Genomic DNA, 25,671 nt, shown 5'->3' with positions numbered 1-25,671 from the left:
ATGCTGGCAACGATACGGCCGACCAACAAGGAGAGCGCCATGCGCAAACGGGTCGTGGCGGCGCGCCGCCTGCATGAAACGCATCTCGCGCAACTCGAGCGTGAATTCGATGTCGATTATTTTCCCGATCTCGACGAGACGAACCAGGCTGCTTTTGGCGAGGCCTTGCGTCGCGCCCATGGGCTGATCGGTGGCAAGCTGTCCATCACACCGGAGATGCTTGACGAGGCGCCAAGCCTTGAGGTCGTTGCCACCATCTCGGTCGGCTACGACAACTTTCCCGTCGATGAGATGGCGCGGCGCGGCATCCTGCTGTGCAACACGCCCGACGTGCTGACGGAGACGACCGCCGACACCGGCTTCGCCCTGATCATGGCCGCGGCCCGGCGGATACCTGAACTGGATGGCTTTGTACGGCGGAGCGAATGGCAGGGGCATATTGGCGAGAAGCATTTCGGCCGCGACGTTCACGGCAAGACACTGGGTCTGGTCGGCCTGGGGAGAATCGGTGCCGCCGTGGCGCGCCGCGGTGCGCTCGGGTTCGGCATGCCGATTCTCTACAGCAACGCCTCGTCCAAGCCCGTGCTGGAAGTCGAGCTGGGCGCGAGGCGCTGCTCGCTCGATGAATTGCTGGAAACCTCGGACTTCGTCTGCGTGACGGTGCCGCTCACGGCCGAGACGCACCACCTGATCGGCCGCGACGCCTTCCGGCGCATGAAGACCTCGGCCATCTTCGTCAACATCGCCCGTGGGCCGGTGGTCGACGAGGCGGCCCTGGTTCAGGCGCTACGGGAGGAGTGGATCGCGGGTGCCGGGCTCGACGTCTACGAGCGCGAGCCGTTGCCGTCGGATTCGCCTCTGCTGCAGTTGGTGCAGGTCGTCACGCTGCCGCATACCGGCTCGGCGACCCACGAGACGCGCGCTGCCATGGCGCAGCGTGCCGTGGACAATCTGTTCCTGGCGCTTCGGGGAGAGCGACCGATCAATGTAGTCAACAAGGAAGTGGGCGCAGCGGTGCTATTCGAGCGGCATTGAACCTCTGGAGAGGCAGGCAGACACAGTGAGTACAAGAAGACGACTGGCGAAGATATACCATCTCAACGATTTCGAGCGCGCCGCGAGGCGCCATCTGCCGCGTCCCATTTTCGGTTACGTGGCCAATGCTGCGGAAGAGGGGAGCACCCTGGCCGCCAACCGCGCGGCCTTCAGCGATTACTGTTTTCTGCCTCGCGGCCTGGTCGATGTCTCGCAGGCCTCCACCGCCACCGAGCTGTTCGGCCGCCGTTATGCGGCCCCTTTCGGCATCGCGGCGATGGGTATCAGTGCGCTTTCCGCCTATCGCGGCGATATCGTCCAGGCCCGGGCTGCCGCGAGCGCTGAGATTCCCATGATCTTGAGCGGCACATCACTGATCCGCATGGAAGAGGTCGCCGATGAGGGTGGCACCGACTGGTTTCAGGCGTATCTGCCGGGTGACATTGCGGGAATCGAGGCACTGATTGAACGAGTCGAACTGGCAGGGTTCCGACACCTTGTCATCACGGTAGACTATCCGGTACCGCCCAACAGCGACAATAACCGGCGCAGCGGCTTCTCGTCGCCGCTACGCCCCAGCCTGCGACTGGCCTATGACGGCCTGATGCGCCCACGCTGGCTGTTCGGCACCTTCCTGCGTACCCTGGCCAGGCATGGTGTTCCGCACTTCGAGAACAACTATGCGACCCGGGGCATCCCGGTCATTGCCAAGCATGTGAATCGTGATTTTTCCGGCCGCAGCCATCTCACCTGGCGCTATCTGAAGAGGGTGCGTGAGGTGTGGCCGGGCAAGCTCATCGTAAAGGGCATCCTGCATCCCGACGATGCTAGGCAGGCGCAGGATACTGGCACCGACGGTATCATCGTCTCCAACCATGGCGGCCGCCAGCTAGATTGTACCTTAGGTACACTGCGCGCACTGCCCGGGGTGGTCGAGGCGGTGGATGATATCCCGGTGATGATCGATAGCGGCTTCCGGCGCGGAACTGATGTGATCAAGGCACTGGCGCTTGGTGCGCGCTTCGTCTTTGTCGGGCGTCCCTTCAACTACGCGGCGGCCTATGCGGGGGAGGCAGGCGTCGCCCATGCCATTGGCCTGCTTCGGGAAGAAGTGGCGCGCAATATGGCATTGCTGGGAGTCACCCGAATCGATGAGCTCGGACAGGAGCATTTGTACCCATCCCGCTGAGCGAGGCAGGCGGCATCCGAAGGCACGGATGCCGCCTGGCATCAGCCCGCTATACGCTCGGCGATCGCTCGTCCCAGGCTCTGGGTAGAGCCTTGGCCCTTGATGTCGGGCGTCAGCACTGCGCTATCCGCCTCGGCGAGTATCGCTTCGATCGCCTGGACCATGGCATCGCCGGCCTCCTTGTAACCCAGGTGCTCGAGCATCATCGCGCCGGACCAGATCTGGCCGATGGGATTGGCGATGCCCTTGCCAGCAATGTCGGGGGCGCTGCCGTGGACCGGTTCGAACAGGCTCGGGAACTTGCCCTCTGGGTTGATGTTGGCCGACGGCGCCACGCCGATGGTGCCGGTACAGGCCGGGCCCAGGTCGGAGAGGATGTCGCCGAACAGGTTGCTTGCCACCACCACGTCGAACCAGTCGGGGTGCATGACGAAGTTGGCGGTGAGGATGTCGATGTGGAACTGATCGACACTGATCTGCGGATACCCCTTGGCCATCGCTTTCACCCGCTCGTCCCAGTAGGGCATGGTGATCGAGATGCCGTTGGACTTGGTGGCCGAGGTGAGCTTTTTGCGCGGGCGGGTCTGGGCCAGCTCGAAGGCATACTTGAGCACGCGGTCGACGCCGACACGGGTCATCACGGTCTCCTGGATCACCACTTCACGCTCGGTGCCCTCGAACATCTTGCCGCCGACGCTTGAGTATTCGCCCTCGGTATTCTCGCGCACCACATAGAAGTCGATGTCGCCGGGCTTGCGGTCGGCCAGCGGGCTCTTGATGCCGGGCATCAGCTTGCAGGGGCGCAGGTTGATGTACTGGTCGAACTGGCGGCGGAACTGCAGCAGCGAGCCCCACAGCGAGATATGGTCCGGCACTTTCTCGGGCCAGCCCACCGCACCGTAGAACAGTGCATCGAAGTCCTTGAGCTGGTCGAACCAATCGTCGGGAAGCATCTGGCCGTGTTCGAGATAGTAATCGCAGTTGCCGAACTCGAAGTGTTGAAACTCTAGATCGATACCGAAACGCTGGGCGGCGGCCTTGACGGCGCGTAGCCCCTCGGGCATCACTTCCGTGCCGATACCGTCGCCGGCGATCACTGCAATGCGGTGCGTCATGGGAAATCTCCTGGGCAGTGGCGTGCGTGTTGTGTGTCGCTTGTCGCCTCGACAGTCTAGCCACTGTTTTGTCTTTGATAATCAGGCTAGAGTGAAAGGTATTGTTGCTTTCAAGTGGAGAATGGGCTGGCATGACTCAGCTCGACGACCTGGCCTTCTTTCAGCGGCTGTCCCAGTGCGGCAGCCTGACCCTCACTGCCCGCGAGCTTGGGCTTTCGCTCTCGGCGGTCAGCAAGCGCCTCAAGCAGCTCGAGGCGCGGCTTGGAGTGGAACTTGCCAGCCGGACGACACGGCGTCTGACACTGACTGCCGAAGGTGAACTCTACCTGGCCCGTGGCGCCTCGATCCTCGACGAGCTGGCCGAGCTTGAGGGAGCGCTCGGTGAGCGTCGCGGGGCGCTTTCCGGGCGGCTGCGCATCAACGCCACCTTCGGCTTCGGGCGCCAGCATATCGCACCGCTACTCTCGGCGTTCTGCGCCCGACATCCTCAAGTCGAAGGCTGGCTCGAGCTGACCAACTTCCCCCTCAACCTGAGCGATCAAGGCTTCGATATCGGTATCCGGGTCGGGGAGCCACCCGATTCGCGGCTGATCGCCCAGAGACTCCTCGCCAACCGACGGGTCCTGTGTGCCGCCCCCGGCTATGTGGAAGGGATGCCGGCACTCACGTCACCCGCCGACCTGATTCAGCATCAGTGCCTGCTGGTACGCGAGAATGACAGCGACTTCGCGCTATGGCGCTTCGAACGCCATACGGGGCAGGAGGAGCAGACCGTCAAGGTGAAAGGGCGCCTGGCCAGCAACGATGCGGAGGTGATCACTCACCTCGCCTTGGAGGGACATGGCATAATGCTGCGCTCTTGGTGGGATGTGCACGAACATCTCCAAGCGCGCCGGCTGTTGCCGCTGTTGCCGGAGTGGCGGGGGATACGCGCCGATTTCTATGCGGTCTATCCGCAGCGGCGCCACGTGCCGGCACGTATCCGGGCCTTTATCGGCTATCTTGAGGAAGAGATGGCCGGCAGGGTGCCGGCGCTGCCATGAGATCGAAAGGCGTGAACAGGTGGCCGCCGGGAAGGAGAAAGGTATGATGGGAAGCATACGTCGTTGGCCAGCTATTGCAGGGAAGATGGCTTGAATATATTGATGTTCACCAATACCTACCGCCCCATCGTGGGCGGCGTGAGCGAGTCCGTTCAACGACTCAAGAACCGCCTGCGGGATGAGGGGCACCAGGTGCTGGTGGTGGCACCTAAGATGGAGGGGCAGGTACCGGAAGAGGATGTCTTTCGCGCCGTGGCGGTTCAGCACTTCAACGGCAGCGACTTTTCGCTACCGGTGCCGATTCCTGGCCAGCTCTCCGAGGCAATCGAGGCCTTTGAGCCCGATATCCTTCATTCCCATCACCCCTTCCTGCTTGGCGATACCGCAGCCCGGGCCGCCGTGACCTATGGCCTGCCGCTGGTCTTCACCCACCATACGCTCTATGAGCACTATACCCACTACGTACCCGGCGACTCGCCGCGCATGCAGCGCTTTGCGGTGGCGCTGTCGACCGAATATACCCAGCTGTGCGATGCCGTGATCGCCCCCAGCGAGAGTATTCGCGATCTGCTGCTGCGCCGCGGTGCCAACTCGCGAGTCACGGTGGTGCCCAGTGGTGTGGACACCCGTCGTTTCGGCCAGGGCAGTGGAGCCGAGCTGCGCCGTCGCCTGGGCATTGCTGACACTGCCTACGTCGTGGGCCATGTGGGACGCTTGGCCAAGGAGAAGAACCTGCCGTTTCTGGCGCGTGCCGTGGCGAAACTGATGGCCGAGCGAGACGATGCCCACTTTCTGGTGGTAGGCGAGGGGGATGCTCGCAGTCTGATGCAGGCCGAGGCGGAGCGGCTGGGGGTACAGGCACGTCTCCACTGTACCGGCAGGCTGCATGGCCAGGCGCTGATCGATGCCTACCATGCCATGGATGTGTTTGCCTTCGCCTCGCATAGCGAAACCCAGGGGATGGTGCTGGTGGAGGCGATGGCCGCAGGGTTGCCGGTGGTGGCGGTGGAGGCCCCTGGCGTTCGAGAGGTGCTGCGCGACGGCGAGGCGGGTCGATTGCTGGCCAGTGATGACAGCGTCACCATGGCCCAGGCGCTCCTGGAGCTGGCCGATCCGGCCTGCCGCACGCCGATGCGTCAGGCGGCGCTGCAAATCGCCGCCACCTTTGATGAGAGCCGCTGCACCTCGCGCTGCCTGGAGGTCTATCGCAAGGCGATCGCCAGCGGCGGTCCGCTCACCCATGCCGATGACAATACCTGGGAGCGAGTGCGCAGCCGGCTCGGTGCGGAGTGGCACATGCTGCGCCATCGCGGTCGGGTCATTCGCTCACTGCTCAATAGCGACGCCTCGCTGGATGAGGCGCTGGAGCATGCGGTGTTGCAGGATCCCGCCGCGAAATAGCCGGCATCAATGCCGGCTAGGGCTGGCGCTGTTTGGCCTTACGAGCCGTTTCCGCTTTCCTGGTGTAATAACGCTTGAGCCCGTAAAGCACGCCAAGCCCGGCGGCGACACCTAGCGCTGCCCATAGCATCTCTTGGCGGTTGTCCGCAGTGAGCAGCGAGCCGAGCTGATTGCCGAGGATGGTCAGCGTGGCCAGCCCCGGCACGTTACCGATCAGTGAGCCGAGCATGTAGTCGCGAAATCGGATATGGAAGGCGCCGGCAAGCATGTTGGTCAGCGTGAAGGGTGCCATAGGCACCAGGCTGACCAGCGTCATGGTGCGAATGCCGCGGCCGGCCAGGTAGCGCGACAAGCCGTTGAGGCGCTCCCCACCATAGTGCAGCAGGGCGTCACGTCCCAGCCGACGACCCACCCAGTAGGTGGCAGCGGCGGCGACCATGGCGCCGGCCAGCGCATAGCCAAAGCCCCACAGAGGGCCGAACAGCAGCCCGGTAAGGGCGACCAGGATGCTCAACGGGAACATCACCAGTGAACCTGCCGTATAGATGCCTATTACCAGAAAGATCGACCAGGGCGAGTCCCGCCAAGAAGCGGAGCGGCGCACGGCATCCATGAGATTGCGTACCGTGAGAACGTCCTGCATGGCAAGCCACTGCCACAGCACGCCCAGGGCAATGAGGATGATCAGCAGAGCGCCGATCAATACAAGCTTTTTAGGCATGTGCCGAATCGATTCCCTTCAGTTAGGCCTCGTCAGCATACGTCAGGATGGCAAAGCGTGCCTGGTCAGTGAGATGGGATGTCATCGGCGAATACCTGCCCGCTGGGGTGAGGCAGGCGCACCAGCGGATCCTGGCGAAAGTAACGCGCCATCAATGCATAGAGATCGGGATACGCCTCGGCAAGCATGTCCGGAGCACTGAAGAAGTGCTCGCAGCACACCGCGTAACATTCGCCGGGGTGGCTTGCCGCGTAGTCGTCGATGGGCGTCTGCTCGCCGCGCTCGAGCCGTGCCTGCAGGTCATTCCATACGCCGGAGAAGATCCGATGCCACTCCCGAGCGTCGATCTCTCGGGGGAGCGGTGGAAAACCGTCGATGTCGCACGCGTTGCCCATGTCGAGCTTGTGCGCCATCTCGTGGATCAGCACGTTGAAGCCGGTCCAGTCGCCGCTTGCCATCAGGTCGGGGAAGGAGACCACCACCGGACCCTGGTAGGAGGTCTCGCCGGCGCGCTCGTCTACGTACTCATGCATCACCCCGAACTCGTCCATCTCCTCGACCTGGCGGCGAAACGCCTCGGGCAGCACCAGTATCTCGTGCACATTGGCGAACGCCTCGTCATGCTCGTGCTCGTCCCAGTTGAGCGTCATCAGGCAGGCCTGACCCGCCAGCGCCAGGCGCGCCGGCAGGTCGAAACCGGTGGTCTCGGCAAGCGCGGGGTGCAGCGTCAGGCGCTTGCGATGGGCGAAGCGCCAGGCCCGTGGGCCAAGCCGGGCGGCTTCCTCGTCATCCAGCGCGGTGAGCAGCGGAATCCGCGTGCGCGCCTCCTGCCACGCCTCGCTCGGGAAGGGGTGGCGGGCCTCGAAGCGCTCGGCCCGCCACTGGCGCCATTTGTCGATCATCCTAGCTCTCATCTTTGCCGGACGTACGGCCATCCACCGGCCGACCACCGGACTTCCACGACCAGTCGCGCCAGCGCAGGTCGAACAGATCCTTGCGGCGATCCTTGAGGTTGGTCACCGAGCCCTCGTTGCGCACCACCTTGAGCCGCGTCAGGTCGAGGTCGGAGAACATGATCATCTCGGTATTGGGGGTGGTCTCGGCGAGCACCGCGTCATGCGGGAAGGCGAAGTCCGAGGGTGAGAACACCGACGACTGGGCGTACTGGATATCGAGGTTCTTGATCGCCGGCACGTTGCCTACGCTTCCGCACAGCACCACGTAGCACTCATTCTCGATGGCGCGGGCCTGGGCACAGTGGCGTACCCGCAGATAGCCGTTCTTGGTGTCGGTCCAGAACGGTACGAACAGGATATCCATGTCCTGTTCGGCAAGCAGCCGCGAGAGCTCGGGGAATTCCACATCGTAGCAGATCTGGATGCCGACCCGACCGGCGTCGGTCTCGAACACGCGCAGTTCGTCGCCGCCCTCGATCACCCAGTCGCGCCGCTCCTGGGGCGTGATGTGCAGCTTGGACTGGCGCTCCAGCGAGCCGTCTCGGTGGCAGAGATAAGCAACGTTGTAGAGCTTGCCGTCTTCCGCTTCCTCGATCATCGAGCCGGCGATGATATTGATGTTGTAGGAGACCGCCATGCGCGACAGCTCGCTCTTGAACTGTTCGGTGAAACCGGACAAAAATCGGATCGCCGAAAGTTGGTCGAGCTGGGCAGCGCGGTCCTGCAGTCCCATCAGCGGTGCGTTGAAGAGTTCGGGAAATACCGCGAAGTCGCTCTGGTAGCTGGAGAGCGCGTCGACGAAGTACTCGATCTGCTGAAGTACCGCCTCCACCGAGGGGAGCTCGCGCATCTGCCACTGCACCGCGCCGACGCGCACCTGCGTGCGGCGCGTCTCCAGCACCCGGGCAGCGGGTTCGTAGAGGATGTTGCTCCATTCCAGCAGGGTAGCGAAGCCCCGGGACTTCTCATCCTCGGGCAGGTACTTGTGCAGCAGGCGCTTGACCAGAAAGTCGTTGGCCAGTTGGAACGACAGGATCGGGTCGTGGATCTCCTTGCGCGCCACCTTGGCGATGTACTCGGTGGCCGAGAGCTCGTCGGCATACTCGTGGTAATTGGGAATACGCCCACCGGCCAGCACTGCTCGCAGATTCATCGAGCGGCACAGCTCCTTGCGTGCCTCATAAAGGCGCCGGCCCAGGCGATAGCCGCGATAATCCGGATGGATCAGCACGTCGAGCCCATACATGGCATCGCCCTTGGCGTCGTTGAGGATCGTCTCGCGCTTGCCGATCAGGTCGTCGTACTTGTGCGGGTTGGAGAACTCGTCGTAGTCGACCAGCGCGGTCAGGGCCACGCCGACGATGGTCTTGTCATCCTCGATGACGATCTGCCCATCGGGGAACTCCTTGATCAGCTTGTCGATGGTGGGCTTGGGCCAGGCACCGCCGATGTCGTCATAGACCGAGTCCATCAGCGTCTTGAGCTGCGGATAGTCATCAGGGGTCAGATTACGCAGATTGAGATGCAGATCGTCTAGAGACATGGACGTCGTGTTCCTGAGCGAAATGATCAACCATTCTAGCATGAGCTCCCCGATTGCCGGCTCCTACGGCGTGTCATATCGCTGACACGCCCCCTTCATCTGACTGTCACGCTCGCCCTCGACCATTGGACGCAACACAGGAGCGAGAATCATGACTACGCTAGGCGTTGACCACCCGCTCACCGGCTACTTCTCGGCAGACTATCGCTGCCACGCATGGGCAGGCCATGGATAACAATAACAATCCGCGTATCCGGCTCGAAAACGTGACCCGCCACTGGCATGGCGTTGCCGCCGTCGATGGCGTGTCGTTCGACGTGGCTCCGGGCGAGTTCGTGATTCTGCTCGGCCCCTCCGGCTGTGGTAAGTCCACCACGCTGCGCATGATTGCGGGTCTCGAGCAGGCCACGAGCGGGCGCATCCAGATGGGCGGGCGCGACGTCACCGCGCTGCCGCCGGGCGATCGCGGACTGAGCATGGTGTTCCAGTCCTATGCGCTGTTTCCTCACCTGAGCGTGGCCGACAACATCGTCTTCGGCCTGCGCAGCCGTGGCGTGCCCAAGGCCGAGCGGCGCGATCGCCTTGCCCGGGTGGCGAGCCTAGTCGACCTGAACGCCTACCTGGATCGCAAGCCGGCACAGCTCTCCGGCGGCCAGCGCCAGCGCGTGGCCCTGGCCCGGGCAATCATCTCCGAACACCCCATCTGCCTGATGGACGAGCCACTCTCGAACCTGGATGCCCGCCTGCGTGGCGAGATGCGCCGCGAGATCCGGGCCCTGCAGCAGCGTCTCGGCATGACGGTGATCTACGTCACCCACGACCAGGTCGAGGCGATGAGTATGGGCGACCGGGTGATTTTGATGCGCGCCGGTCGCATCGTGCAGCAGGGCACGCCCGCCGAACTCTACCGCCGTCCGGTCACGGCCTTCGTGGCGAGTTTCATCGGCAGCCCGGCGATGAATCTCGTCACGCTCGCTGCCGGCGAGGGAGGTGCCGTCATCGAGGGCGAACCCGGCTGCCTCGTCGCCCCGAGCGAGGCGGCTGGCTGCCGGTTGGGCGTGCGCCCCGAGGACATTCGCGTGGTCGCGCCCGGCGAGCCGGGCGTGCCAGCCGAGATCATCGACGAGGAGTACCTGGGCGCCGATACCATCCTGCGCATGAAGGTCGGCACCCAGGAGCTGCGTGCCCGCCTGTCCGGTATTCGGCCAGCGGGAGGCGGGAGACATTGCTGTCTGCAGTGGCGTGCCAGCGCGGCGCACCTCTTCTCCGCCAGCGACGACAGGCGTCGCGACGACCTGCACGGTATCGATCTCATGGCGGCACGCGCTCCCCGCGCGGACAAGTCACCGATTCAGTCGTCCCGTTTCGGGACCACACCCCCAGGAGTCAATTCATGATGTCGCGTCGTTTCCCCCTGAGTGGCCTGGCCATCGCCACGACCACACTGCTGGCGGCCGGGCAGGCCTGCGCCCAGCCGGAGCAGGTTGCCCTGACCATGTACTACCCGGTGTCGGTCGGCGGCGCGCTGACCGAGGTGATCGACGAGCTGGTTGCCGACTTCGAGACCGAGCACCCCGGCATCTCGGTGGAAGCCATCTACGCCGGCAACTACGACGATACCCGGGTGCGCGCCATGTCGGCCATCGAGGCGAACGACGCGCCGCAGCTCTCGGTACTGTTCTCCATCGACCTCTATGAGCTGCTGGAGCAGGATGCCATCGTCGCCTTCGATGAGGTGATCGAGAGTGACGAGGAGCGCGAGTGGCTCGACAGCTTCTACCCCGGGCTCATGGAGAACGGCCAGCTCGACGGCCAGACCTACGGGATCCCCTTTCAGCGCTCGACCATCGTGCTCTACTGGAACAAGGATGCCTTCGAGGCCGCCGGGCTCGATCCCGAGACTCCGCCGGAAAATTGGCAAGAGATGGCCGAGATGGCCGCCACGGTACGCGAGGCGAGTGGCGGCGAGCAGTGGGGCGTGATGGTGCCCTCCACCGGCTACCCCTACTGGATGTTCCAGGCCTTCGCCTTCCAGAACGGCCACCGCTTGATGAGCGAGGATGGCACCGAGGTCTACTTCGACGACCCGGCCGCCATCGAGGCGCTGGAGTACTGGGTATCGCTCTCTGGCGAGCATCAGGCGATGCCCGACGGCACCATCGAGTGGGGCACGCTGCGCCAGAACTTCATCGAGCAGTCCACCGCCATGATGTGGCACACCACCGGCAATCTTACCGCGGTGCGCAACGAGGCGGACTTCGATTTCGGCGTGGCCATGCTGCCGATGAACACCCAGCGTGGTAGCCCCACCGGCGGTGGCAACTTCTACCTCTTCAAGGGCTCAAGCGACGAGGAGCAGCGCGCGGCGGTGACCTTCATTCGCTGGATGACCGGCCCCGAGCGCGCAGCGGCCTGGTCGATCGAGACCGGCTACATGGGCGTCAGCCCGGCCGCCTACGAGACCGACGCCCTGCGTGAGTATGTCGAGACCTTCCCGCCGGCAGCGGTGGCCCGTGATCAGCTCGAGCATGGCACTGCGGAGCTTTCCACCTACCAGGGCGGGCGCGTACGCCGGGCGCTGGACAACGCCGTGCAGGCCGCACTGACCGGCCAGATGTCGCCCGAGGAAGCGCTCAACCAGGCCCAGGCGGAAGCCGATACGGCGCTGCGTCGCTACGCGCGTTCACGTTGAGGGGGCTTCGCCGGGGACAAAGGTCAAAGAGGAGGCGCTGTGAGTCCCTCCCTGGACGCTACATTTGCCATCCCTGGCAAATGACCTCCCCTTTGACCTGTCCCCGGCTCGTATACAGTGCAGGAGGCAAGCCCTGGTGATTCAAAATGCCGATCGACGCATGCAGCTTTATGGCGCATTGCTGCTGTTGCCCGCCGCGGTGCTGCTGGCGACCTTCGCCTATCTGCCCACCGTGGCCACGTTGATCAACAGTCTGTTCGTGCCCGGATTTCGCGGCCAGCCCGCCGAGTTCGTCGGCCTCGAGAACTACGCGCTGTTGATTAACGACGCCACCTTCTGGAAGGTCGCGCGCAACAACCTAGTCTATGCGCTTGGTACCATTCCCGCCTCGATCGTGCTGGCGCTGTGCATGGCGCTGTTCGTCAACGGCCGGCTGCCGGGGCGGGGGCTGGTTCGCATGGCCTACTTCACACCGACGATCCTGCCGATGATCGCCGCGGCCAACATCTGGATGTTCTTCTACGCGCCTCAGATCGGTCTGTTCAACAAGCTGCTCGGCGCGCTGGGGTTTTCCGGGATCAACTGGCTGGGCGACCCCGGTGTGGCGCTGGGCTCGGTGATCGTGATGAGCGTCTGGAAGGAGGCGGGCTTCTTCATGATCTTCTACCTGGCGGCGCTGCAGGGCATCGCCCCGGAGCTCAAGGAGGCTTCCGACCTGGAGGGCACCAGCCGCTGGAGCTTCTTCTGGCGGGTGACCTTTCCGCTGCTGATGCCGACCACGCTGTTCGTGTTGATCAATGCGCTGATCAATGCCGTGCGGGTGGTGGATCACCTGTTCATCCTCACCAAGGGCGGGCCCAACAACGCCACCAACCTGCTGCTCTACTACGTCTACGAGAATGCCTTCTCGTTCTTCGACCGCACCTACGCCGCCACCATCACCGTGGTGATCCTGCTGGTGCTGGCCGTGGTGGCCACACTCAAGTTCGCCATACTCGACCGCAGGACGCACTATCAATGACGACCTCCTCGGTAGCCGCGACGCAGCCGGCCGCACGGCTGCGCCTGCCCAGCCTGGAAACCTTCGCCGCCTGGCTGCTGGCGATCATCTGGATATTCCCGTTGCTCTACGCCTTGTGGGCGGCGTTTCATCCACCTGCGTTCATGGTGCGCTTCGAGCTGTTCGCGCCACTCACCCTGGACAACTTCGCCAATGCCTGGGCCCAGGCGCCGTTCGCCCGCTACTACCTCAATACCTTCCTGCTGGTGAGCGGGGTGGTCGCTGCGCAATTCGTGGTCTGCACCCTGGCGGGCTTCGCCTTCGCCCGCTTTCCGATCCCTGGCAAGGACATCCTGTTCATGCTGGTGCTGATCCAATTGTTCGTCTTTCCCGAGGTGCTGATCGTCGAAAACTATCGTATCGCCAGTGGTCTGGGCCTGGTCAATACCATCACCGGCATCGGCCTGCCCTATGTCGCCAGCGCCTTCGGCATTTTCCTGCTGCGCCAGACCTTCAAGACCATCCCGCGTGAACTCGAGGATGCCGCGAGGATAGAGGGGTGCAGCTGGACGGCGGTGCTGCTCAAGGTCTATGTACCGCTCGCCAAGCCCACCTACCTGGCTTACGGGCTGGTCTCGATCAGCCACCACTGGAACAACTTCCTGTGGCCGCTGGTGGTCACCAACTCGGTGGAGAGTCGCCCACTCACCGTGGGGCTGGGGATATTCTCGGCACCGGAAACCGGCGTCAACTGGGCTACCGTCAGTGCCGCCACGCTGCTCAGCATCGCCCCGCTGCTGGTCGCCTTTCTGCTGTTTCAGCGCCAGTTCGTGCAGTCGTTCCTGCGCGCGGGCATTCGCTAGGAAAAAATGCAGCGCCGCCGGAGAAGTAATGGCACCCTGGCAGTTACCCACAACAACAGTTGACCTCACGCCAGGAGGCTCTTCATGCACCACCCTCTGCGCATCCTGATTACCGGCGGTACCGGCTTCATCGGCAAGCGTATCGCACGTCACCTGCTTGAGCAGGGCAGTCTCGAATTCGAAGGCGAAGGGCCTCGCGAGATCGGCAGGATCATCCTGTTCGATGCCTTCCCCGGTGAAGGCCTGCCGCAGGATCCGCGCCTCGAGCTTCGAATAGGGGATATCGACGATACAATGACCGTCGGCGAGCTGGCTCGCGATGTCGATGTGATCTGGCACCTGGCCGCCGTTGTCAGCTCCGCGGCGGAGGCCGACTTCGATCTGGGCATGGACGTCAATCTCTATGGCCTGCTCAACTTGCTGGAGGCGTTGCGCGCTCAGGATCGCTGTCCGCGCCTGGTGTATGCCAGCGGCTTCGCGGTATTCGGCGGCGAGCTGCCCGAGACAGTGCAGGAGCATACCGCGCTCACGCCGACCTCCTCCTACGGTACCCAGAAGGCGATCGGCGAGTTGCTGGTGGCCGACTACAGCCGCCGCGGCTTCGTCGATGGCCGCACCCTGCGCCTGCCGACCATCGCCGTGCGTCCTGGCAAGCCCAACAAGGCGGCCTCCACCTTTGTCAGCTCTATCATTCGCGAGCCGCTCAACGACGAGCGCGCGGTGTGCCCCGTTACGCCCGATACCGCGGTGTTCATCTCCTCGCCGCGTCGCGCGCTCGAGGCGATGCTTCACGCCATGGCGTTGAGTGCCGAGACGCTAGGTCAGCAGCGCACGATTGCGCTGCCGGGCCTGACGGTCACCATCGCCCAGATGGTCGAGGCGCTCGAACGGGTGGCGGGCACGGCAACGCGTGAGCTGATCGACTGGGTGCCGGATGCCGAGATCCAGCGTATCGTCGAAAGCTGGCCGGTACGGGCGGCAACGCCCCGTGCCGAGGCGCTCGGTTTCCAGGCGGATGACGACATCATGTCGATCGTTCAGGCGCACATCGAGGATGAGGGCATCACGCTTAAGGGGGACAAGGCATGAACAGGACACGCATCGGGTTCATCGGTACCGGGCTGATGGGCGAGCCCATGGCACTCAATCTACTGACGGCTGGCTACACCCTGCAGGCGTGGAATCGCTCGACGGCGAAGCTGGATGCGATCGTGGCGGCCGGGGGGATCGCCTGCGCAACGCCGGCCGACGCCGCAACCGGCGTGGACGCCCTGATCTGCATGCTCAGCGATGGCCCCACCTGCGATGCGCTGCTGTTGGAGGGCGATGAGCGTGGCGGGGGCGCCATCGATGTCATGATGCCGGGGGCCACGCTGATCGTGATGAGCTCGATTCCCGTGGAGACGGCGGTGAACCAGGCGCAGCACTGCGCCGAGCGCAGGATAGGCTATCTGGATGCGCCGGTATCGGGTGGCCAGAAGGGTGCGACGGAAGGCAGCCTGGCGATCATGGCCGGCGGCGAGGCGAGTGTGTTCGAGGTGTGCCGTGAGATGCTCTCGGCGATGGGGCGTCCGGTGCATGTCGGTCCGGCCGGCACCGGTCAGCAGACCAAACTCGCCAACCAGATGATCGTGGCCAGTACCATCGCGGCGGTGGCCGAGGCGCTGCTGTTCGCCGAGCGGGGTGGCGCCGACCCTGCCAAGGTACGCGACGCCCTGAGTGGGGGCTTCGCCGATTCGCCGGTCATGCGTCAACACGGCAAGCGCATGATCGATCAGGACTACGCCCCGGGCGGCCCGGCGAAGTATCAGCTCAAGGATACGCGCACCGCCTTGGCACGCGCCGAAGCGCTGGGGCTGGAGCTGCCCGTGGCACGGGTTGCCGACACACTGTTCGCCGCCATGGTCGAGTATGGCGACGGCGAGCTCGACCACAGTGGCTTGATGCGCGAGCTGCGGCGGCTGAATGCGATCTCCTAGGCCTGTATCAGTTCACTACGGTTTCGATAAAGCTCAAGGTACGGCCATGGGAGAGGGCGGCCGCATGGCGGTGGTAGGCGCTGCGTGCCCAGCAGTTGAAACCGTGATCGGCATCATCGTAGATGTTGATGTCCACATTGCCTCGCTCCCCGATCGCCTCGCGGACCTGGCCGATGTGGTCCTGGGTGATATGCGCATCCTGCCCGCCGAAGTGGAACTGCAGAGGGATATCGTGGGAGGGCACGCGATCGAGCAGGTTGGCGATGCCCCCGGGATAGAAGCACACCGCTGCATCGACGCCGCCGTCCAGCGCGCAGAGATAGGAGAGCCGGCCGCCTAGACAGTAGCCCAGCGAGGTCACACGGCCTTCGCACTCCGGGCGGGCGCGCAGGCTCGTCACGGCGCAGCTGATGTCGTCAATGGCCTGGACATTGTCCAGGGCCTTCATCAACGTAAAGGCTTTCTCCTTGTCCTCGCCGTCATAGCCGAGCTCGACGCTTGGTTCCTGGCGCCAGAACAGATCGGGCACCAGCACCACATAGCCATCCTGGGCGTACTGCTCGGCAACGCTGCGAATATGGGCGTTGACGCCGAAGATCTCCTGAAGCAGCACGATGCCGGGACCCTTGCCCGCCGGAGGAAGGGCCAGGTAGCCCTGAAAGGTGCCGCCATCGCGGGCGGTGAGGTCGATCCATTGCGTGGTCATGCATGCTTCCTTCATGGGTGGTTTCTGGACAGCCTGAACCTAGCTCAGGCAGGAGCATTTGCCGTGGCGCGTCAACGACGAGAGTAACACCGCACCCGTTTTGCTAGCTCGAACACGTGGCGGTCTTCCGCACCCAGACTTTCCAGTGATTCCGCGAGATTGAGCAGGTAGTCGCGATTGGCGCCGCTGGGGCCGTGGCGAGTGGCAATCTGTTTTGCCATGGCATCGAGCGGGGCGTCACCCAGGAAGGCGGCGTTGTCTTCGGTGGCGAGGTAGATCAGCCCTTCGGCGGGGCTGCCATCGGTGAAGTGTAGCGTGATGACTTCGCGAAGATAGCCATTCTTTTCGCGAACATCCAGCGGGCCAAGCGTCTCGGCGTCGATACGGTAGGCCATGCCCTGGCAGGTAGCGCCGGGTGCCTTGATCAGGGTGACGACGCGGCCGGGCGATGGCGGAGTGCCTCGGTGATCGTGGGAGCCTTGCCAGAAACGGCGTGCCCAGCCTTCGATATGCGCAGGGCGTCGTTCGTGGTAGGGAAACTCGGCCTTCCAGATCAGCGAACCGTAGCCGAACAGCCAGATGTCGGCACCCTCCTTGAGGATCATGCGCTGTTGATTGATGAGCGTGGTATCGAGCGTCATTGGCAGAATGGCGGGATCAGGAAGCCTGTGGGCAGCATTACATGGAAAATGGCTCAAAAGCAAAAGGCAGTGCACCGACTACCGGTGCACTGCCTTTTCTTTCTGCTGACCTCAGTTATCGCGGTCGATAGCAAATGGTGACCAGGCCTGGCGTGTCGGCATCACTTCCAGGCGGTTGATGTTGATATGGTCAGGCAGTGTTGCGACGTAGAAGATCTGCTCGGCGATATCCTCGGGTCTGAGCGGTGTTGTATTACTGTAGAGAGCATCCGAGGCGGCCTGGTTGCCGCGGGTGCGTATTAGGGTGAACTCGGTTTCGGAGAGACCGGGAGCTATATCGGTCACGCGCACACCAGTGCCGAGCAGATCACATCGCAGGTTATAGCTGAACTGTTGGACGAAGGCCTTGGAGGCACCATAGACATGGCTGCCGGGATAGGGCCACTTGCCAGCGATCGAGCCAAGGTTGACGATACTGGCGCCCTGGCCGGTTTCGATCAGCATAGGTAGCAGCGCATGAGTAACGTTGACCAGCCCGGTCACGTTGGTATCGATCATGGTGTGCCAATCCGTTAGATCGACCTGCTGCGCCGGTTCCGGCGCCAGCGCGAGGCCGGCGTTGTTGATCAGTGAGGTGATTTGGCGGAACTCGGCGGGTAACTCGGCCACGACCTGCTTTACAGCCTCGGCGTCGCGTACGTCCAGCGCCACGATGTGCACCGGCACCTTGCCTTCGAGCTCGCGTTTCAGCTCTTCCAGGCGCTCCTGGCGGCGCCCGGTAAGCACTAGTCCCCAGCCTGCCTGAGCGAAGCGGCGTGCCGAGGCGCGGCCGAATCCGGAGGTCGCCCCGGTAATGAAAGCAATGTGACTCATCGAAAAGCTCCTTCTGTCTATGTGGCCCGGCACGGTTGGTGCCAAGCGATTGGTGTCATGTGTTGCCAATAAGCTAACACTCGATTCGATCCCATCAATGCGCCGGCTGGCCCAGCAGTACCCATAGCGAGAGACCAATCAGCAGAGGGGCAACCGACCAGCGCAGGGAGGCTGGCGGTGAGCGATGGAACAACCACTGACCCCCCAGGCTGCCTCCCAGCGCTGGGATCACCAGCATCGCTCCCCAGGTGAGGATGTCGCTCGTCAATGCTCCGACTAGGGCGAAACCGAGCAAGGAACAACTGCTACTGGCCATGAAGAACACGATGGCCGTGGCACGCATGACTGTCGGCGGCAAGGATGTGTTGAGGAGATACAGCATCAGCGGTGGTCCCCCCGCAGAGGCCATGGTCATCGAGAGACCGGAGACGCCCCCCGCCGGGATGGCGTATCTTTCCAGCCGCCCAGGTGTAGCTGGTTCGATTGCCGGCGCCCTAGGCTTGCGTCCGAATAGGATGGACAAACCACCCAGCAGTGACACCACCGCCACCAGTGTGCTGATTCTCTCAGCCGGCAAGTAGGCGACCAGCCAGACGCCGAGCGGTGTTGCGATCAGCATGCCGACGATGAGCCGAGGCGTCATGGCGTGATGCATGCGATGCATAGCTCGGCGCAGCAGTCCCAGGCTGCACACTAGGTCCAGCAGCAGTGCCATCGGGATGGCATGCACCGGCGGCATGAAGAACATCAGCCCCAACGCCACGATCATGGCAAAGCCAAAGCCGCTGTACCCGCGTACCACGCCGGCGAAGAACACGATGAGCATGGCGGGCAGTAAACTCACGTCGTTTCAGTTCCTTGTGGTTGACGTGGCGTTACTCTAGAAAACTGCTCGGGTTGCTCATAGGGCCAGATGAGGCGGTTGCTCGGGACATCTCCGTCCATCGCGTCTGTCCAGGCGGCCGGTCCGTTCTGGCTCTATGGGGGAGGTGAGCGTTTTTCTAGTCTGGTCGTCCATCGTCACCGGCATGACGACGTGGGCCTGTAAACGAATCAGTTGTACGAGGCCCAAACGATGCCGCGTAGAGGCTCGGATTTTTAACCAGATGACGGAAGCAGGCACACATGTCTCATAAAGAATCGAACGAATACGTATACCAACTGGATCGAGAGCACATCTTCCACTCCTGGTCTGTACAGGGCAGCCTCAATCCGCTGGTGATCGCCGGTGCGTCGGGGTGCAAGCTGTGGGACTTCGCCGGCAAGGAGTATCTCGACTTCAGTAGCCAGCTGGTCAATACCAATATCGGCCATCAGCACCCCAAGGTAGTGGCTGCTATCAAGGCGCAGGCCGAGACTCTCGCCACGGTGGCGCCGGCGCACGCCAACCTGGCACGCGGCGAAGCCGCCAAGCGCATCCTGGCCCGCGCCCCCGATAGCTTCAAGAAGGTGTTCTTCACCAACGCCGGTGCCGACGCCAATGAGAACGCGATTCGTATGGCGCGTATCGTCACCGGGCGCGACAAGGTGCTTTCGGCCTATCGCTCCTATCACGGCAATACCGGGTCGGCCATCGCAGCCACGGGTGACTGGCGGCGCGTACCCAACGAATTTGCTCGCGGCCATGCCCACTTTTTCAATCCCTATCTGTACCGCACCGATTTCTGGTCGAGCTCAGAGGAGGAAGAGTGTGAACGTGCCTTGCATCACCTGCGTAGGGTGATCGAGTGCGAAGGCCCCCAAGCCATTGCCGCCATTTTGCTGGAAACCATTCCCGGTACCGCGGGCATCCTCGTGCCACCGAAGGAGTATCTCAAGGGCGTGCGCGCGCTTGCCGACGAGTTTGGCATCATGCTGATTCTCGACGAGGTCATGGCAGGCTTCGGGCGTACCGGGAGCTGGTTCGCCTTCGATCACTTTGCGGTGGAGCCGGATCTGATCGTCTTCGCCAAGGGCGTCAACTCCGGTTATGTCCCCACGGGTGGGGTGATCATCTCCGAGCGGATCAGCCGCTATTTTGATGATCACTTCTTCGTGGGTGGCATGACCTACTCCGGGCATCCGCTTGCCATGGCATCCATCGTCGCTACGCTCGATGCCATGGAAGAAGAGGGCATCATCGAAAATGCCGACCGCGTAGGCAACGGTGTGTTGGCGTCGGGGCTCGATACGCTGGCAGACAAGCACGCCATTATCGGCGAGCGGCGCGGCCTCGGTGTATTCCATGCCCTCGAATTCGTGACTGATCCCGAAACGCGTGAGCCACTTGCAGGCACTGGCATGGCAGAGCTCAAGGGTGCGCTTGCGGCAAAAGGCCTACTCACTTTCATCGTCGAGAACCGCATCCATGTGGTCCCGCCCTGCACGGTGTCTGCACAGGAGGTCGAACAGGGGTTGAGCATTCTCGACGAGGTGTTAAGCGAGCTATCGCCCCGCTTCGTCAAGTAGGTGCGTTTCGTTGAATGCATGAATGAACTCGCCGCCCATCAAGGGCGGCGAGTTCATTTACATGGCATGAAATGCCTTGGCCAGTAGTTGAATGCCTGGAGTGATCCGTTCGGCATCAATGGCGCCGAAGCCAAGGCGGAAATAGTGGCGAGGTGGGGTGCAGTTTGAAAAAGTGCTGAAAGCCCGGTTCGATCAGTACGCCGACCATGAATATAGAAAGCCGTGGCCTCGGGTTCTCCTGCGCCGTCCACAACATTGCCGTGAAAATCACAGGTCAGTAGTTTTGATGCTGTTATCTCCTCAAAGGCCAGGCCGTAAAGGTTCACTAAGAAGAGCTCAGGATAGCCGGGAGCCAGCGCTGAGAAATGATTACAAATACCTTCGCTCATTCCCCTTCTTGCTGCCATACAAATTACTTAAATGTTTTCAGGGCTTGAAGTATAGAATGCTGGCGAGCTGGCTAATGCTTCAGATAAAGCGTAGTAGCTTAGCCATTACCAGCCCCGTCATCCCCTGCATAAGCTACCTATGCCTACATGGCTCTAGCGAGTCAAATCCGACTCATTAGAGTCAGTTGTCAGGCCTTTTTGTGACATCCTGATAACTGGTCTTATGGGCTTTCGGTATCTGCCGCTTGGCTCAAGCTACTCTGTCAAAAGCTTGAGCCAAGCGCGAGATTCCAGAATCGATGCGCTCACAATCGATTGCACCGAATCCCAAGCGTAGGAAATTTCTTGGCGGTGCTTGATTAAAGAAATGCTGAAACCCTGGCTCGATCAGCACGCCAAGCTGAGCAGCTTGCCAAGCCAAATGTTGCGTATCCAGGCTGTTGGGCGCTTCCAGCCAGAAGGCGCTGGCTTGGCTGCCATTGATTCGTCGACAGCCCTCCAGCTCTCTTTCCAACGCCTTACCCAGCCGCTCGCGACGGCGCTGAGTGTCGTCCGTATAGAAGCGTAGATATCGTTCGTAGTGTCCTTGGGAAAAAAACTGTGCCATCTGGTGCTGCAGGCCGGAAGGGGGGTGGCGGTACATCATTCGCCGCAGCGCACGTAATTCTTCGACCAGTTCGGAGTCGGCTACTATATAGCCTAGGCGAAGTCCGGGAGAAAGCGCTTTCGAGAAGCTGCTCATATAGATGACTCGTTGGCCAGCACGGCTAGCCTTTAGTGCGGGCAGTGCGAATTGATCGCCATGCATTTCGGCATCGTAATCATCTTCGATTACGATCTGATCATGAGCCTGTATTTGTGCGATCAACTCCTCGCGGCGGGTGTGGCTCATGGTTATTCCCGTTGGCACCTGATGGCTGGGCATGACATAGAGATAATCACAGGCCTTGGAGTTTTCATTTAACAAAATTCCCTGATTGTCTATGCCGTGCAATTGTAGCTTGGCACCCTGTCGCGCAAATACATTAACTGCCTCTCGATAGCCTGGATTCTCCAACCCGATACGAGTTTCGCTATGGAGGAGCAATTGAGCGATCAAGAACAGTGCATTTTGTGAGCCCATTGTGATCAAGATTTCGTCACTGCGTGCAAAAATACCGCGCTTTGGCAATACTCGCTTGCGTAGTTGCTCGATCAGCAGTGGATCGTCTTGGTCGATGCGATCACCTAACCAGTGCTTGTCGCTTCGGCCGCTGAGCAGCCGACGGTTAACGTCGCGCCATTGCTCCAGAGGAAACAGTTGCGTATCAAGCTGCCCATAGATGAAAGGGTAGTCGTATTCCATCCAATTGCTGGGTTTGAGTACCCCTTGATAATTACTGGGGCGGTGAGTGAAACGCTTGCTCCAAGATGGTGCTTCAAGCTTGGTCTGGTGAGGGATCTCCTCCAGCGCTAAGCCCTCCTGATGGTAGTTTTCATGCAGGTAATAACCACTGCGAGGACGACTTACTAAATAACCGTCCTCGACCAGCCCTTCATAAACGATAGCGACAGTGTTGCGCGAAATTCCTAGCTGTTTCGATAATTTCCGGCATGAGGGTAGTGCTTCATCTGTTGGAATCGCATTGAGCCGGATCGTTTCGAGCAAGGCCACACGAAGCTGCTCCTGCAGACAACTAGTAGCACCATTTTCAAGCGTCAAGCAAAGCATCGTCATGGCAACCCTCGAAACAATTATTTTATCCCTATTGTATCAAAGCAATATGCGTGCCATGAGACAGCTCAAAGGCTGTCCTTCGAATCGCGCGCATCTGGCTCTAATGGATGACGAGGGAAATCTCTAGGGTGAAGGCAAGGCAATGAGGCCGAATTCGGCACTGCCTGTCGAGGCCGCTTCGACCCTGATTTCCAACACACAAAAAGAGGGCTGTAACATGGCGATTTACCACTCCCAATCTACCACCAAGGGTGGCTGGCCCAAGCACAAGGCACTATTCAAGGCGCTTTCGATGAGCCTTGGCGGTATCGCACTGAGCCTTTCTCTGCAGGCCGCTGCTGTCGACCTCCCTGAAATCGAGAGCCGTGGCTACATGAATGTGGCGACCGAGGACAATTATGCCCCCTTCAACTTTATTGCCGACGGTGAACCGGAGGGATTCACGGCGGATATGCTTGAGGAGTTGCGTGAATATGCTGATTTTGAAATCCGCCAAGACATTCTGCCGTGGACTGGCCTATTAGCCTCGGTAGCTACTGGCCAGTACGACGTAGCCACGACGGGCGCCTTGGTTTCCGAGGAGCGCCTGCGTGTCTTCAACTTTGTTCCTCCTTACGCCTCTGCACAGATCTTTTATGTCAAGCGTATCGATGACGATAGTATTAACAGTGTTGAAGATTTGAGCGGCAAACGTGTTGGCGCTCAGGCTGGTAGCGTAGGCCTGAGCCGTTTATCTGAGTTGGCTACAACGCTAGAGGAGCAGGGTGGAAGGCTCGGCGAAGTTGTCGAGTATGAATCCTATCCTGAGGCACACGCTGATCTGGCCAATGGCCGGCTCGACTTTGTTGTGGATGCCGTGGTGCCGCTAAATGATCTGGTAAGCGTGAGAGGAGATACTTTTGCCATGGGGCAGGCCGTATCCGGCCCTGGGTTCGCCTCTTGGCCCGTTCCCAAGAACAGCCCCGAGCTTCTCGAATACCTAACTGATTTTATGACCGAAATGCGCGAAAGCGGCCGTCTGGCTGAGCTTCAGGAAAAGTGGTTCGGTCAATCCTTCGATGATCTGCCTCATGTCCCGATTACTACTGTTGAGGAATATCACGAAATGGCAGGCATGAACTGATCTGAGCCTGGCTGGCCATACGCTGGCACAACGAAGCCCTCACTCGCAATGTCGGCGAGTGAGGGGTAATGAAAGATAGGCTTATCGAGGGGAACATGATGACTAGCGGAGCTTGGGGCTTGTTATTTCAGGGCGCCTGGACCACCGCCTGGATTTCTGGTGTATCGATCGCCATTGGCGTGGTGCTGGGCTTGGTCATTGCACTGCTTCGTACCGCTCGGATTCCCTTCGTGCATCAAGTGCTGGGACTCTATATCAGCATCGCCAGAGCTACCCCACTGGTCACCTTGGTACTGTTCATCTTCATGACGGCACCGACCTTTGGAATCAGCCTCAACCGCAATGTCGCCGGTATTTTGGCTTTGACACTAAATACGGCAGCCTTTAATGCCGAGATTTGGCGCTCGGCATTCAATAATTTCTCCCGCGAGCAGCGTGAGGCGGCGATGGCCATCGGCATGACGCCATACGTCTACTTTCGGCGCATCATGTTGCCGCAAATTACCATTACCAGTCTGCCTGGGCTGGTCAACGAAATGTCGTTTCTGATCAAGGGAAGCCCGGCCATTGCGGTGATCGGCATCGTCGATCTAACGCGAGTCACCAACCGCATTTCGGCGGTGACCTATGAGCCCCTGCCGCCGATCCTGGCTGCGGCGGTTTTGTACATGGCGATCATCAGCCTGCTGGTATGGCTGCAACGTGTCGCTGAGCGAAAGGCCAACCGCCTGGCTGTGTAAGGAGAAGGCATCATGAGCAACTGGGAAATACTCTGGTCGGCGCGAGATGTATTCTGGCGTGGCTTTCTCAGTACCCTGCAAATCTTTGGCTTCTCATCACTATTGGCCTTCTTGCTTGGGTGTCTGGTGGTGTTCCTGTTGGAGGGAGCGAGACCGCGCTTGCGTGTGCCGCTGCGCATATTCATCGATGGCATGCGCATGCTGCCGTTCCTGGTGTTGGCATATCTTCTTTATTATGGACTGCCCAGCCTGGGGATTCGTCTGAATGCTTGGACGGCCGGGATCATTGCGTTAGTTATCTATCACGGAGCGTACTTCGCTGAGATATTTCGTGGAAGTCGTTCGACACTGGCTCAAGGCCAGATTGAGGCGGCAACGGCGCAGGGTTTTTCCATTCCCAATATGTTCCTGCGCATCATCTTGCCACAGCTGATCCTGAGGACGCGCCCTTTGATTGGCAATCAATTGATCATCGGTCTCAAGGACACGGCCTTTCTTGTCATCATCACTGTGCGTGAGTTGACGGCAGCCGCCAACAGCCTGTCGTCAACCTACTTCATCCCGATGGAAGCTTTCATAGTGGTAATCGGTTTCTACTGGGCGATCAGCCTTGGGCTGGATGTCTTCATCAAGCAATTAGGCCGTTTCGGCACGAAGAGAGGATTCGAGAATGGCTGAGACAGCCGCCGTGAGCATTCGCAATTTATCCAAGAGTTTCGACGACGTGGAAGTGTTACGAGACGTTGATCTAGAGGTCAAGCGGGGCGAGGTGGTAAGCATCCTGGGCTCTTCCGGTTCAGGTAAGTCAACCTTGTTGCGCTGCATTAATTGGTTAGAGGTACCCGACCATGGTGAGATTCGTGTCGCTGGCGACCGTATCGGTATCAATGTCAATGGCAAGCCTATGTCTCGCCGCGAGTTGGCGAAGCGTCGCGCACGGCTAGGCATGGTGTTTCAGAGTTTCAACCTGTGGCCGCACCTGAGCGTGCTGCGTAATGTCACCGAAGCGCCTATTCACGTACAGGGCATGGCCAAGGCTGAAGCAGAGCGGCTCGGATTAGAATTGCTTGAAAAGGTAGGAATGACCGAAAAGCGCGATAACTATCCTTACACCCTCTCTGGCGGCCAAAAGCAGCGTGTGGCTATTGCCCGCGCCCTGGCAATGCAGCCTGATGTGATGCTGTTCGACGAGCCGACTTCGGCGCTAGATCCGGAACTCGTCGGCGAGGTGCTCGCGGTCATGAAGCAACTGGCTCGTGAAGGCATGACAATGGTGGTCGTCACCCACGAGATGGAGTTCGCTCGGAATGTTTCTGACCAAGTGGTATTCCTTGAAAAAGGAGTAATCATTGAGAACTCTCCACCAGAGGAGTTCTTCCAGCGACCCAAGACCGATCGTGTACGTAAATTTCTCGAGCTGGAGAGTCCAGAGACTGAGAGCATTACCTAGGTCAGGTAAGTTCGCTAACTATCTTACTATTCTGCATGCGCTATCAG

At 61.0% G+C, this 25,671-nt stretch carries 25 protein-coding genes; 15 read left to right on the top strand and 10 right to left on the bottom strand.

What is annotated here, in order from left to right; translation table 11 throughout:
* Positions 1–39: 39 nt before the first annotated feature.
* Complete coding sequence (locus HJD22_RS02865) at positions 40–1,035, top strand: D-glycerate dehydrogenase (protein WP_208655662.1); 996 nt, start codon at positions 40–42, stop codon at positions 1,033–1,035.
* 25 nt (positions 1,036–1,060) lie between these two features.
* Complete coding sequence (locus HJD22_RS02860) at positions 1,061–2,224, top strand: alpha-hydroxy acid oxidase (RefSeq protein WP_248730075.1); 1,164 nt, start codon at positions 1,061–1,063, stop codon at positions 2,222–2,224.
* A gap of 41 nt (positions 2,225–2,265) precedes the next feature.
* Here the strand turns inward: HJD22_RS02860 and HJD22_RS02855 are convergent, their stop codons facing one another.
* Positions 2,266–3,339 carry a tartrate dehydrogenase gene (locus HJD22_RS02855; protein ID WP_208655661.1) on the bottom strand — a complete coding sequence of 358 codons (1,074 nt, stop codon included), beginning with the start codon at positions 3,337–3,339 and terminating at the stop codon, positions 2,266–2,268.
* A 131-nt stretch (positions 3,340–3,470) separates the two neighbouring features.
* Between HJD22_RS02855 and HJD22_RS02850 the strand changes: the two genes are divergently transcribed.
* Entirely contained in the window at positions 3,471–4,382 is a 912-nt protein-coding gene (locus HJD22_RS02850) for a LysR family transcriptional regulator (RefSeq protein WP_208655660.1), read from the top strand.
* Positions 4,383–4,472: 90 nt separating this feature from the next.
* On the top strand, positions 4,473–5,783 hold the full coding sequence (locus HJD22_RS02845; protein WP_248730074.1) for a glycosyltransferase: 1,311 nt from the start codon (positions 4,473–4,475) through the stop codon (positions 5,781–5,783).
* 16 nt (positions 5,784–5,799) lie between these two features.
* Here HJD22_RS02845 and HJD22_RS02840 read toward each other — a convergent pair whose 3' ends face one another.
* The 3 genes from HJD22_RS02840 to HJD22_RS02830 all read right to left on the bottom strand — a co-directional run bounded on the left by HJD22_RS02840 (position 5,800) and on the right by HJD22_RS02830 (position 9,003).
* Positions 5,800–6,504: a TVP38/TMEM64 family protein gene (locus tag HJD22_RS02840; RefSeq protein ID WP_208655659.1), complete on the bottom strand. Its 705-nt coding sequence runs from the start codon at positions 6,502–6,504 to the stop codon at positions 5,800–5,802.
* A 65-nt stretch (positions 6,505–6,569) separates the two neighbouring features.
* Positions 6,570–7,406 (bottom strand): zinc-dependent peptidase, encoded by an 837-nt coding sequence (locus tag HJD22_RS02835; RefSeq protein ID WP_208655658.1) that lies wholly within the window; start codon positions 7,404–7,406, stop codon positions 6,570–6,572.
* A gap of 1 nt (position 7,407) precedes the next feature.
* Positions 7,408–9,003 carry a carbon-nitrogen hydrolase family protein gene (locus tag HJD22_RS02830; RefSeq protein WP_208655657.1) on the bottom strand — a complete coding sequence of 532 codons (1,596 nt, stop codon included), beginning with the start codon at positions 9,001–9,003 and terminating at the stop codon, positions 7,408–7,410.
* A gap of 227 nt (positions 9,004–9,230) precedes the next feature.
* Here HJD22_RS02830 and HJD22_RS02825 point away from each other — a divergent pair, with 227 nt between their 5' ends.
* The 6 genes from HJD22_RS02825 (at position 9,231) to HJD22_RS02800 (ending at position 15,537) form a co-directional block, all read left to right on the top strand.
* Positions 9,231–10,400, top strand: coding sequence for an ABC transporter ATP-binding protein (locus HJD22_RS02825; protein ID WP_208655656.1), 1,170 nt, complete (start codon positions 9,231–9,233; stop codon positions 10,398–10,400).
* The gene (locus HJD22_RS02820; protein ID WP_208656889.1) at positions 10,400–11,695 is read left to right on the top strand and encodes an ABC transporter substrate-binding protein; all 1,296 of its coding nucleotides are present in this window, start codon (positions 10,400–10,402) and stop codon (positions 11,693–11,695) included. Before HJD22_RS02825 ends, HJD22_RS02820 begins: the two co-directional genes overlap by 1 nt.
* A 160-nt stretch (positions 11,696–11,855) precedes the next feature.
* The gene (locus HJD22_RS02815; protein ID WP_208656888.1) at positions 11,856–12,716 is read left to right on the top strand and encodes a carbohydrate ABC transporter permease; all 861 of its coding nucleotides are present in this window, start codon (positions 11,856–11,858) and stop codon (positions 12,714–12,716) included.
* Positions 12,713–13,558, top strand: coding sequence for a carbohydrate ABC transporter permease (locus tag HJD22_RS02810; protein WP_208655655.1), 846 nt, complete (start codon positions 12,713–12,715; stop codon positions 13,556–13,558). The genes HJD22_RS02815 and HJD22_RS02810 overlap by 4 nt, the downstream gene beginning before the upstream one ends.
* Positions 13,559–13,642: 84 nt before the next feature.
* Entirely contained in the window at positions 13,643–14,647 is a 1,005-nt protein-coding gene (gene denD / locus HJD22_RS02805) for a D-erythronate dehydrogenase (RefSeq protein ID WP_248730072.1), read from the top strand.
* A complete protein-coding gene (locus tag HJD22_RS02800) occupies positions 14,644–15,537 on the top strand; it encodes an NAD(P)-dependent oxidoreductase (protein ID WP_208655654.1) in 894 nt (297 codons plus the stop codon). Before denD ends, HJD22_RS02800 begins: the two co-directional genes overlap by 4 nt.
* Positions 15,538–15,544: 7 nt before the next feature.
* Here HJD22_RS02800 and HJD22_RS02795 read toward each other — a convergent pair whose 3' ends face one another.
* The 4 genes from HJD22_RS02795 to HJD22_RS02780 form a co-directional block, all read right to left on the bottom strand.
* Positions 15,545–16,243 carry a dienelactone hydrolase family protein gene (locus HJD22_RS02795; RefSeq protein ID WP_208655653.1) on the bottom strand — a complete coding sequence of 233 codons (699 nt, stop codon included), beginning with the start codon at positions 16,241–16,243 and terminating at the stop codon, positions 15,545–15,547.
* Positions 16,244–16,314: 71 nt separating this feature from the next.
* Entirely contained in the window at positions 16,315–16,884 is a 570-nt protein-coding gene (locus tag HJD22_RS02790; protein ID WP_208655652.1) for a gamma-glutamylcyclotransferase, read from the bottom strand.
* 111 nt (positions 16,885–16,995) lie between these two features.
* Complete coding sequence (locus HJD22_RS02785; RefSeq protein ID WP_208655651.1) at positions 16,996–17,757, bottom strand: SDR family NAD(P)-dependent oxidoreductase; 762 nt, start codon at positions 17,755–17,757, stop codon at positions 16,996–16,998.
* A 94-nt stretch (positions 17,758–17,851) separates the two neighbouring features.
* Positions 17,852–18,601: a sulfite exporter TauE/SafE family protein gene (locus HJD22_RS02780; RefSeq protein WP_217267808.1), complete on the bottom strand. Its 750-nt coding sequence runs from the start codon at positions 18,599–18,601 to the stop codon at positions 17,852–17,854.
* A gap of 281 nt (positions 18,602–18,882) precedes the next feature.
* On the opposite strand from HJD22_RS02780, the gene HJD22_RS02775 reads away from it, so the two are divergent.
* Positions 18,883–20,205 carry an aspartate aminotransferase family protein gene (locus HJD22_RS02775; RefSeq protein ID WP_208655650.1) on the top strand — a complete coding sequence of 441 codons (1,323 nt, stop codon included), beginning with the start codon at positions 18,883–18,885 and terminating at the stop codon, positions 20,203–20,205.
* A 53-nt stretch (positions 20,206–20,258) separates the two neighbouring features.
* Here the strand turns inward: HJD22_RS02775 and HJD22_RS02770 are convergent, their stop codons facing one another.
* Positions 20,259–20,612 carry a class II aldolase/adducin family protein gene (locus tag HJD22_RS02770; RefSeq protein WP_208655649.1) on the bottom strand — a complete coding sequence of 118 codons (354 nt, stop codon included), beginning with the start codon at positions 20,610–20,612 and terminating at the stop codon, positions 20,259–20,261.
* Between the two features lie 232 nt (positions 20,613–20,844).
* Positions 20,845–22,305, bottom strand: coding sequence for a PLP-dependent aminotransferase family protein (locus HJD22_RS02765; RefSeq protein WP_283101549.1), 1,461 nt, complete (start codon positions 22,303–22,305; stop codon positions 20,845–20,847).
* Between the two features lie 223 nt (positions 22,306–22,528).
* Here HJD22_RS02765 and HJD22_RS02760 point away from each other — a divergent pair, with 223 nt between their 5' ends.
* The 4 genes from HJD22_RS02760 (at position 22,529) to HJD22_RS02745 (ending at position 25,624) form a co-directional block, all read left to right on the top strand.
* Positions 22,529–23,434 (top strand): transporter substrate-binding domain-containing protein, encoded by a 906-nt coding sequence (locus HJD22_RS02760; RefSeq protein ID WP_208655647.1) that lies wholly within the window; start codon positions 22,529–22,531, stop codon positions 23,432–23,434.
* 95 nt (positions 23,435–23,529) lie between these two features.
* A complete protein-coding gene (locus HJD22_RS02755) occupies positions 23,530–24,174 on the top strand; it encodes an amino acid ABC transporter permease (RefSeq protein WP_248730070.1) in 645 nt (214 codons plus the stop codon).
* 12 nt (positions 24,175–24,186) lie between these two features.
* On the top strand, positions 24,187–24,852 hold the full coding sequence (locus HJD22_RS02750) for an amino acid ABC transporter permease (protein ID WP_208655646.1): 666 nt from the start codon (positions 24,187–24,189) through the stop codon (positions 24,850–24,852).
* Positions 24,845–25,624 carry an amino acid ABC transporter ATP-binding protein gene (locus tag HJD22_RS02745; protein WP_208655645.1) on the top strand — a complete coding sequence of 260 codons (780 nt, stop codon included), beginning with the start codon at positions 24,845–24,847 and terminating at the stop codon, positions 25,622–25,624. Before HJD22_RS02750 ends, HJD22_RS02745 begins: the two co-directional genes overlap by 8 nt.
* Positions 25,625–25,671: the final 47 nt, after the last annotated feature.

The organism is Halomonas sp. TA22, assembly GCF_013009075.1.
Taxonomy (GTDB): domain Bacteria; phylum Pseudomonadota; class Gammaproteobacteria; order Pseudomonadales; family Halomonadaceae; genus TA22.
The sequence above is the reverse complement of the archived record's forward strand: the minus strand, read 5'-3'. Positions and strand labels throughout refer to the sequence as shown.

Excerpts from the sequence above, each read along its gene's own strand:
- HJD22_RS02865 (WP_208655662.1), top strand. The coding sequence starts at position 40 with ATGCGCAAACGGGTCGTGGCGGCGCGCCGCCTGCATGAAACGCATCTC.
- HJD22_RS02855 (WP_208655661.1), bottom strand. The coding sequence starts at position 3,339 with ATGACGCACCGCATTGCAGTGATCGCCGGCGACGGTATCGGCACGGAA.
- HJD22_RS02850 (WP_208655660.1), top strand. The coding sequence starts at position 3,471 with ATGACTCAGCTCGACGACCTGGCCTTCTTTCAGCGGCTGTCCCAGTGC.
- HJD22_RS02840 (WP_208655659.1), bottom strand. The coding sequence starts at position 6,504 with ATGCCTAAAAAGCTTGTATTGATCGGCGCTCTGCTGATCATCCTCATT.
- HJD22_RS02835 (WP_208655658.1), bottom strand. The coding sequence starts at position 7,406 with ATGATCGACAAATGGCGCCAGTGGCGGGCCGAGCGCTTCGAGGCCCGC.
- HJD22_RS02830 (WP_208655657.1), bottom strand. The coding sequence starts at position 9,003 with ATGTCTCTAGACGATCTGCATCTCAATCTGCGTAATCTGACCCCTGAT.
- HJD22_RS02825 (WP_208655656.1), top strand. The coding sequence starts at position 9,231 with ATGGATAACAATAACAATCCGCGTATCCGGCTCGAAAACGTGACCCGC.
- HJD22_RS02820 (WP_208656889.1), top strand. The coding sequence starts at position 10,400 with ATGTCGCGTCGTTTCCCCCTGAGTGGCCTGGCCATCGCCACGACCACA.
- HJD22_RS02815 (WP_208656888.1), top strand. The coding sequence starts at position 11,856 with ATGCAGCTTTATGGCGCATTGCTGCTGTTGCCCGCCGCGGTGCTGCTG.
- HJD22_RS02810 (WP_208655655.1), top strand. The coding sequence starts at position 12,713 with ATGACGACCTCCTCGGTAGCCGCGACGCAGCCGGCCGCACGGCTGCGC.
- denD (WP_248730072.1), top strand. The coding sequence starts at position 13,643 with ATGCACCACCCTCTGCGCATCCTGATTACCGGCGGTACCGGCTTCATC.
- HJD22_RS02800 (WP_208655654.1), top strand. The coding sequence starts at position 14,644 with ATGAACAGGACACGCATCGGGTTCATCGGTACCGGGCTGATGGGCGAG.
- HJD22_RS02795 (WP_208655653.1), bottom strand. The coding sequence starts at position 16,243 with ATGACCACGCAATGGATCGACCTCACCGCCCGCGATGGCGGCACCTTT.
- HJD22_RS02790 (WP_208655652.1), bottom strand. The coding sequence starts at position 16,884 with ATGACGCTCGATACCACGCTCATCAATCAACAGCGCATGATCCTCAAG.
- HJD22_RS02785 (WP_208655651.1), bottom strand. The coding sequence starts at position 17,757 with ATGAGTCACATTGCTTTCATTACCGGGGCGACCTCCGGATTCGGCCGC.
- HJD22_RS02775 (WP_208655650.1), top strand. The coding sequence starts at position 18,883 with ATGTCTCATAAAGAATCGAACGAATACGTATACCAACTGGATCGAGAG.
- HJD22_RS02770 (WP_208655649.1), bottom strand. The coding sequence starts at position 20,612 with ATGGCAGCAAGAAGGGGAATGAGCGAAGGTATTTGTAATCATTTCTCA.
- HJD22_RS02765 (WP_283101549.1), bottom strand. The coding sequence starts at position 22,305 with ATGCTTTGCTTGACGCTTGAAAATGGTGCTACTAGTTGTCTGCAGGAG.
- HJD22_RS02760 (WP_208655647.1), top strand. The coding sequence starts at position 22,529 with ATGGCGATTTACCACTCCCAATCTACCACCAAGGGTGGCTGGCCCAAG.
- HJD22_RS02755 (WP_248730070.1), top strand. The coding sequence starts at position 23,530 with ATGATGACTAGCGGAGCTTGGGGCTTGTTATTTCAGGGCGCCTGGACC.
- HJD22_RS02750 (WP_208655646.1), top strand. The coding sequence starts at position 24,187 with ATGAGCAACTGGGAAATACTCTGGTCGGCGCGAGATGTATTCTGGCGT.
- HJD22_RS02745 (WP_208655645.1), top strand. The coding sequence starts at position 24,845 with ATGGCTGAGACAGCCGCCGTGAGCATTCGCAATTTATCCAAGAGTTTC.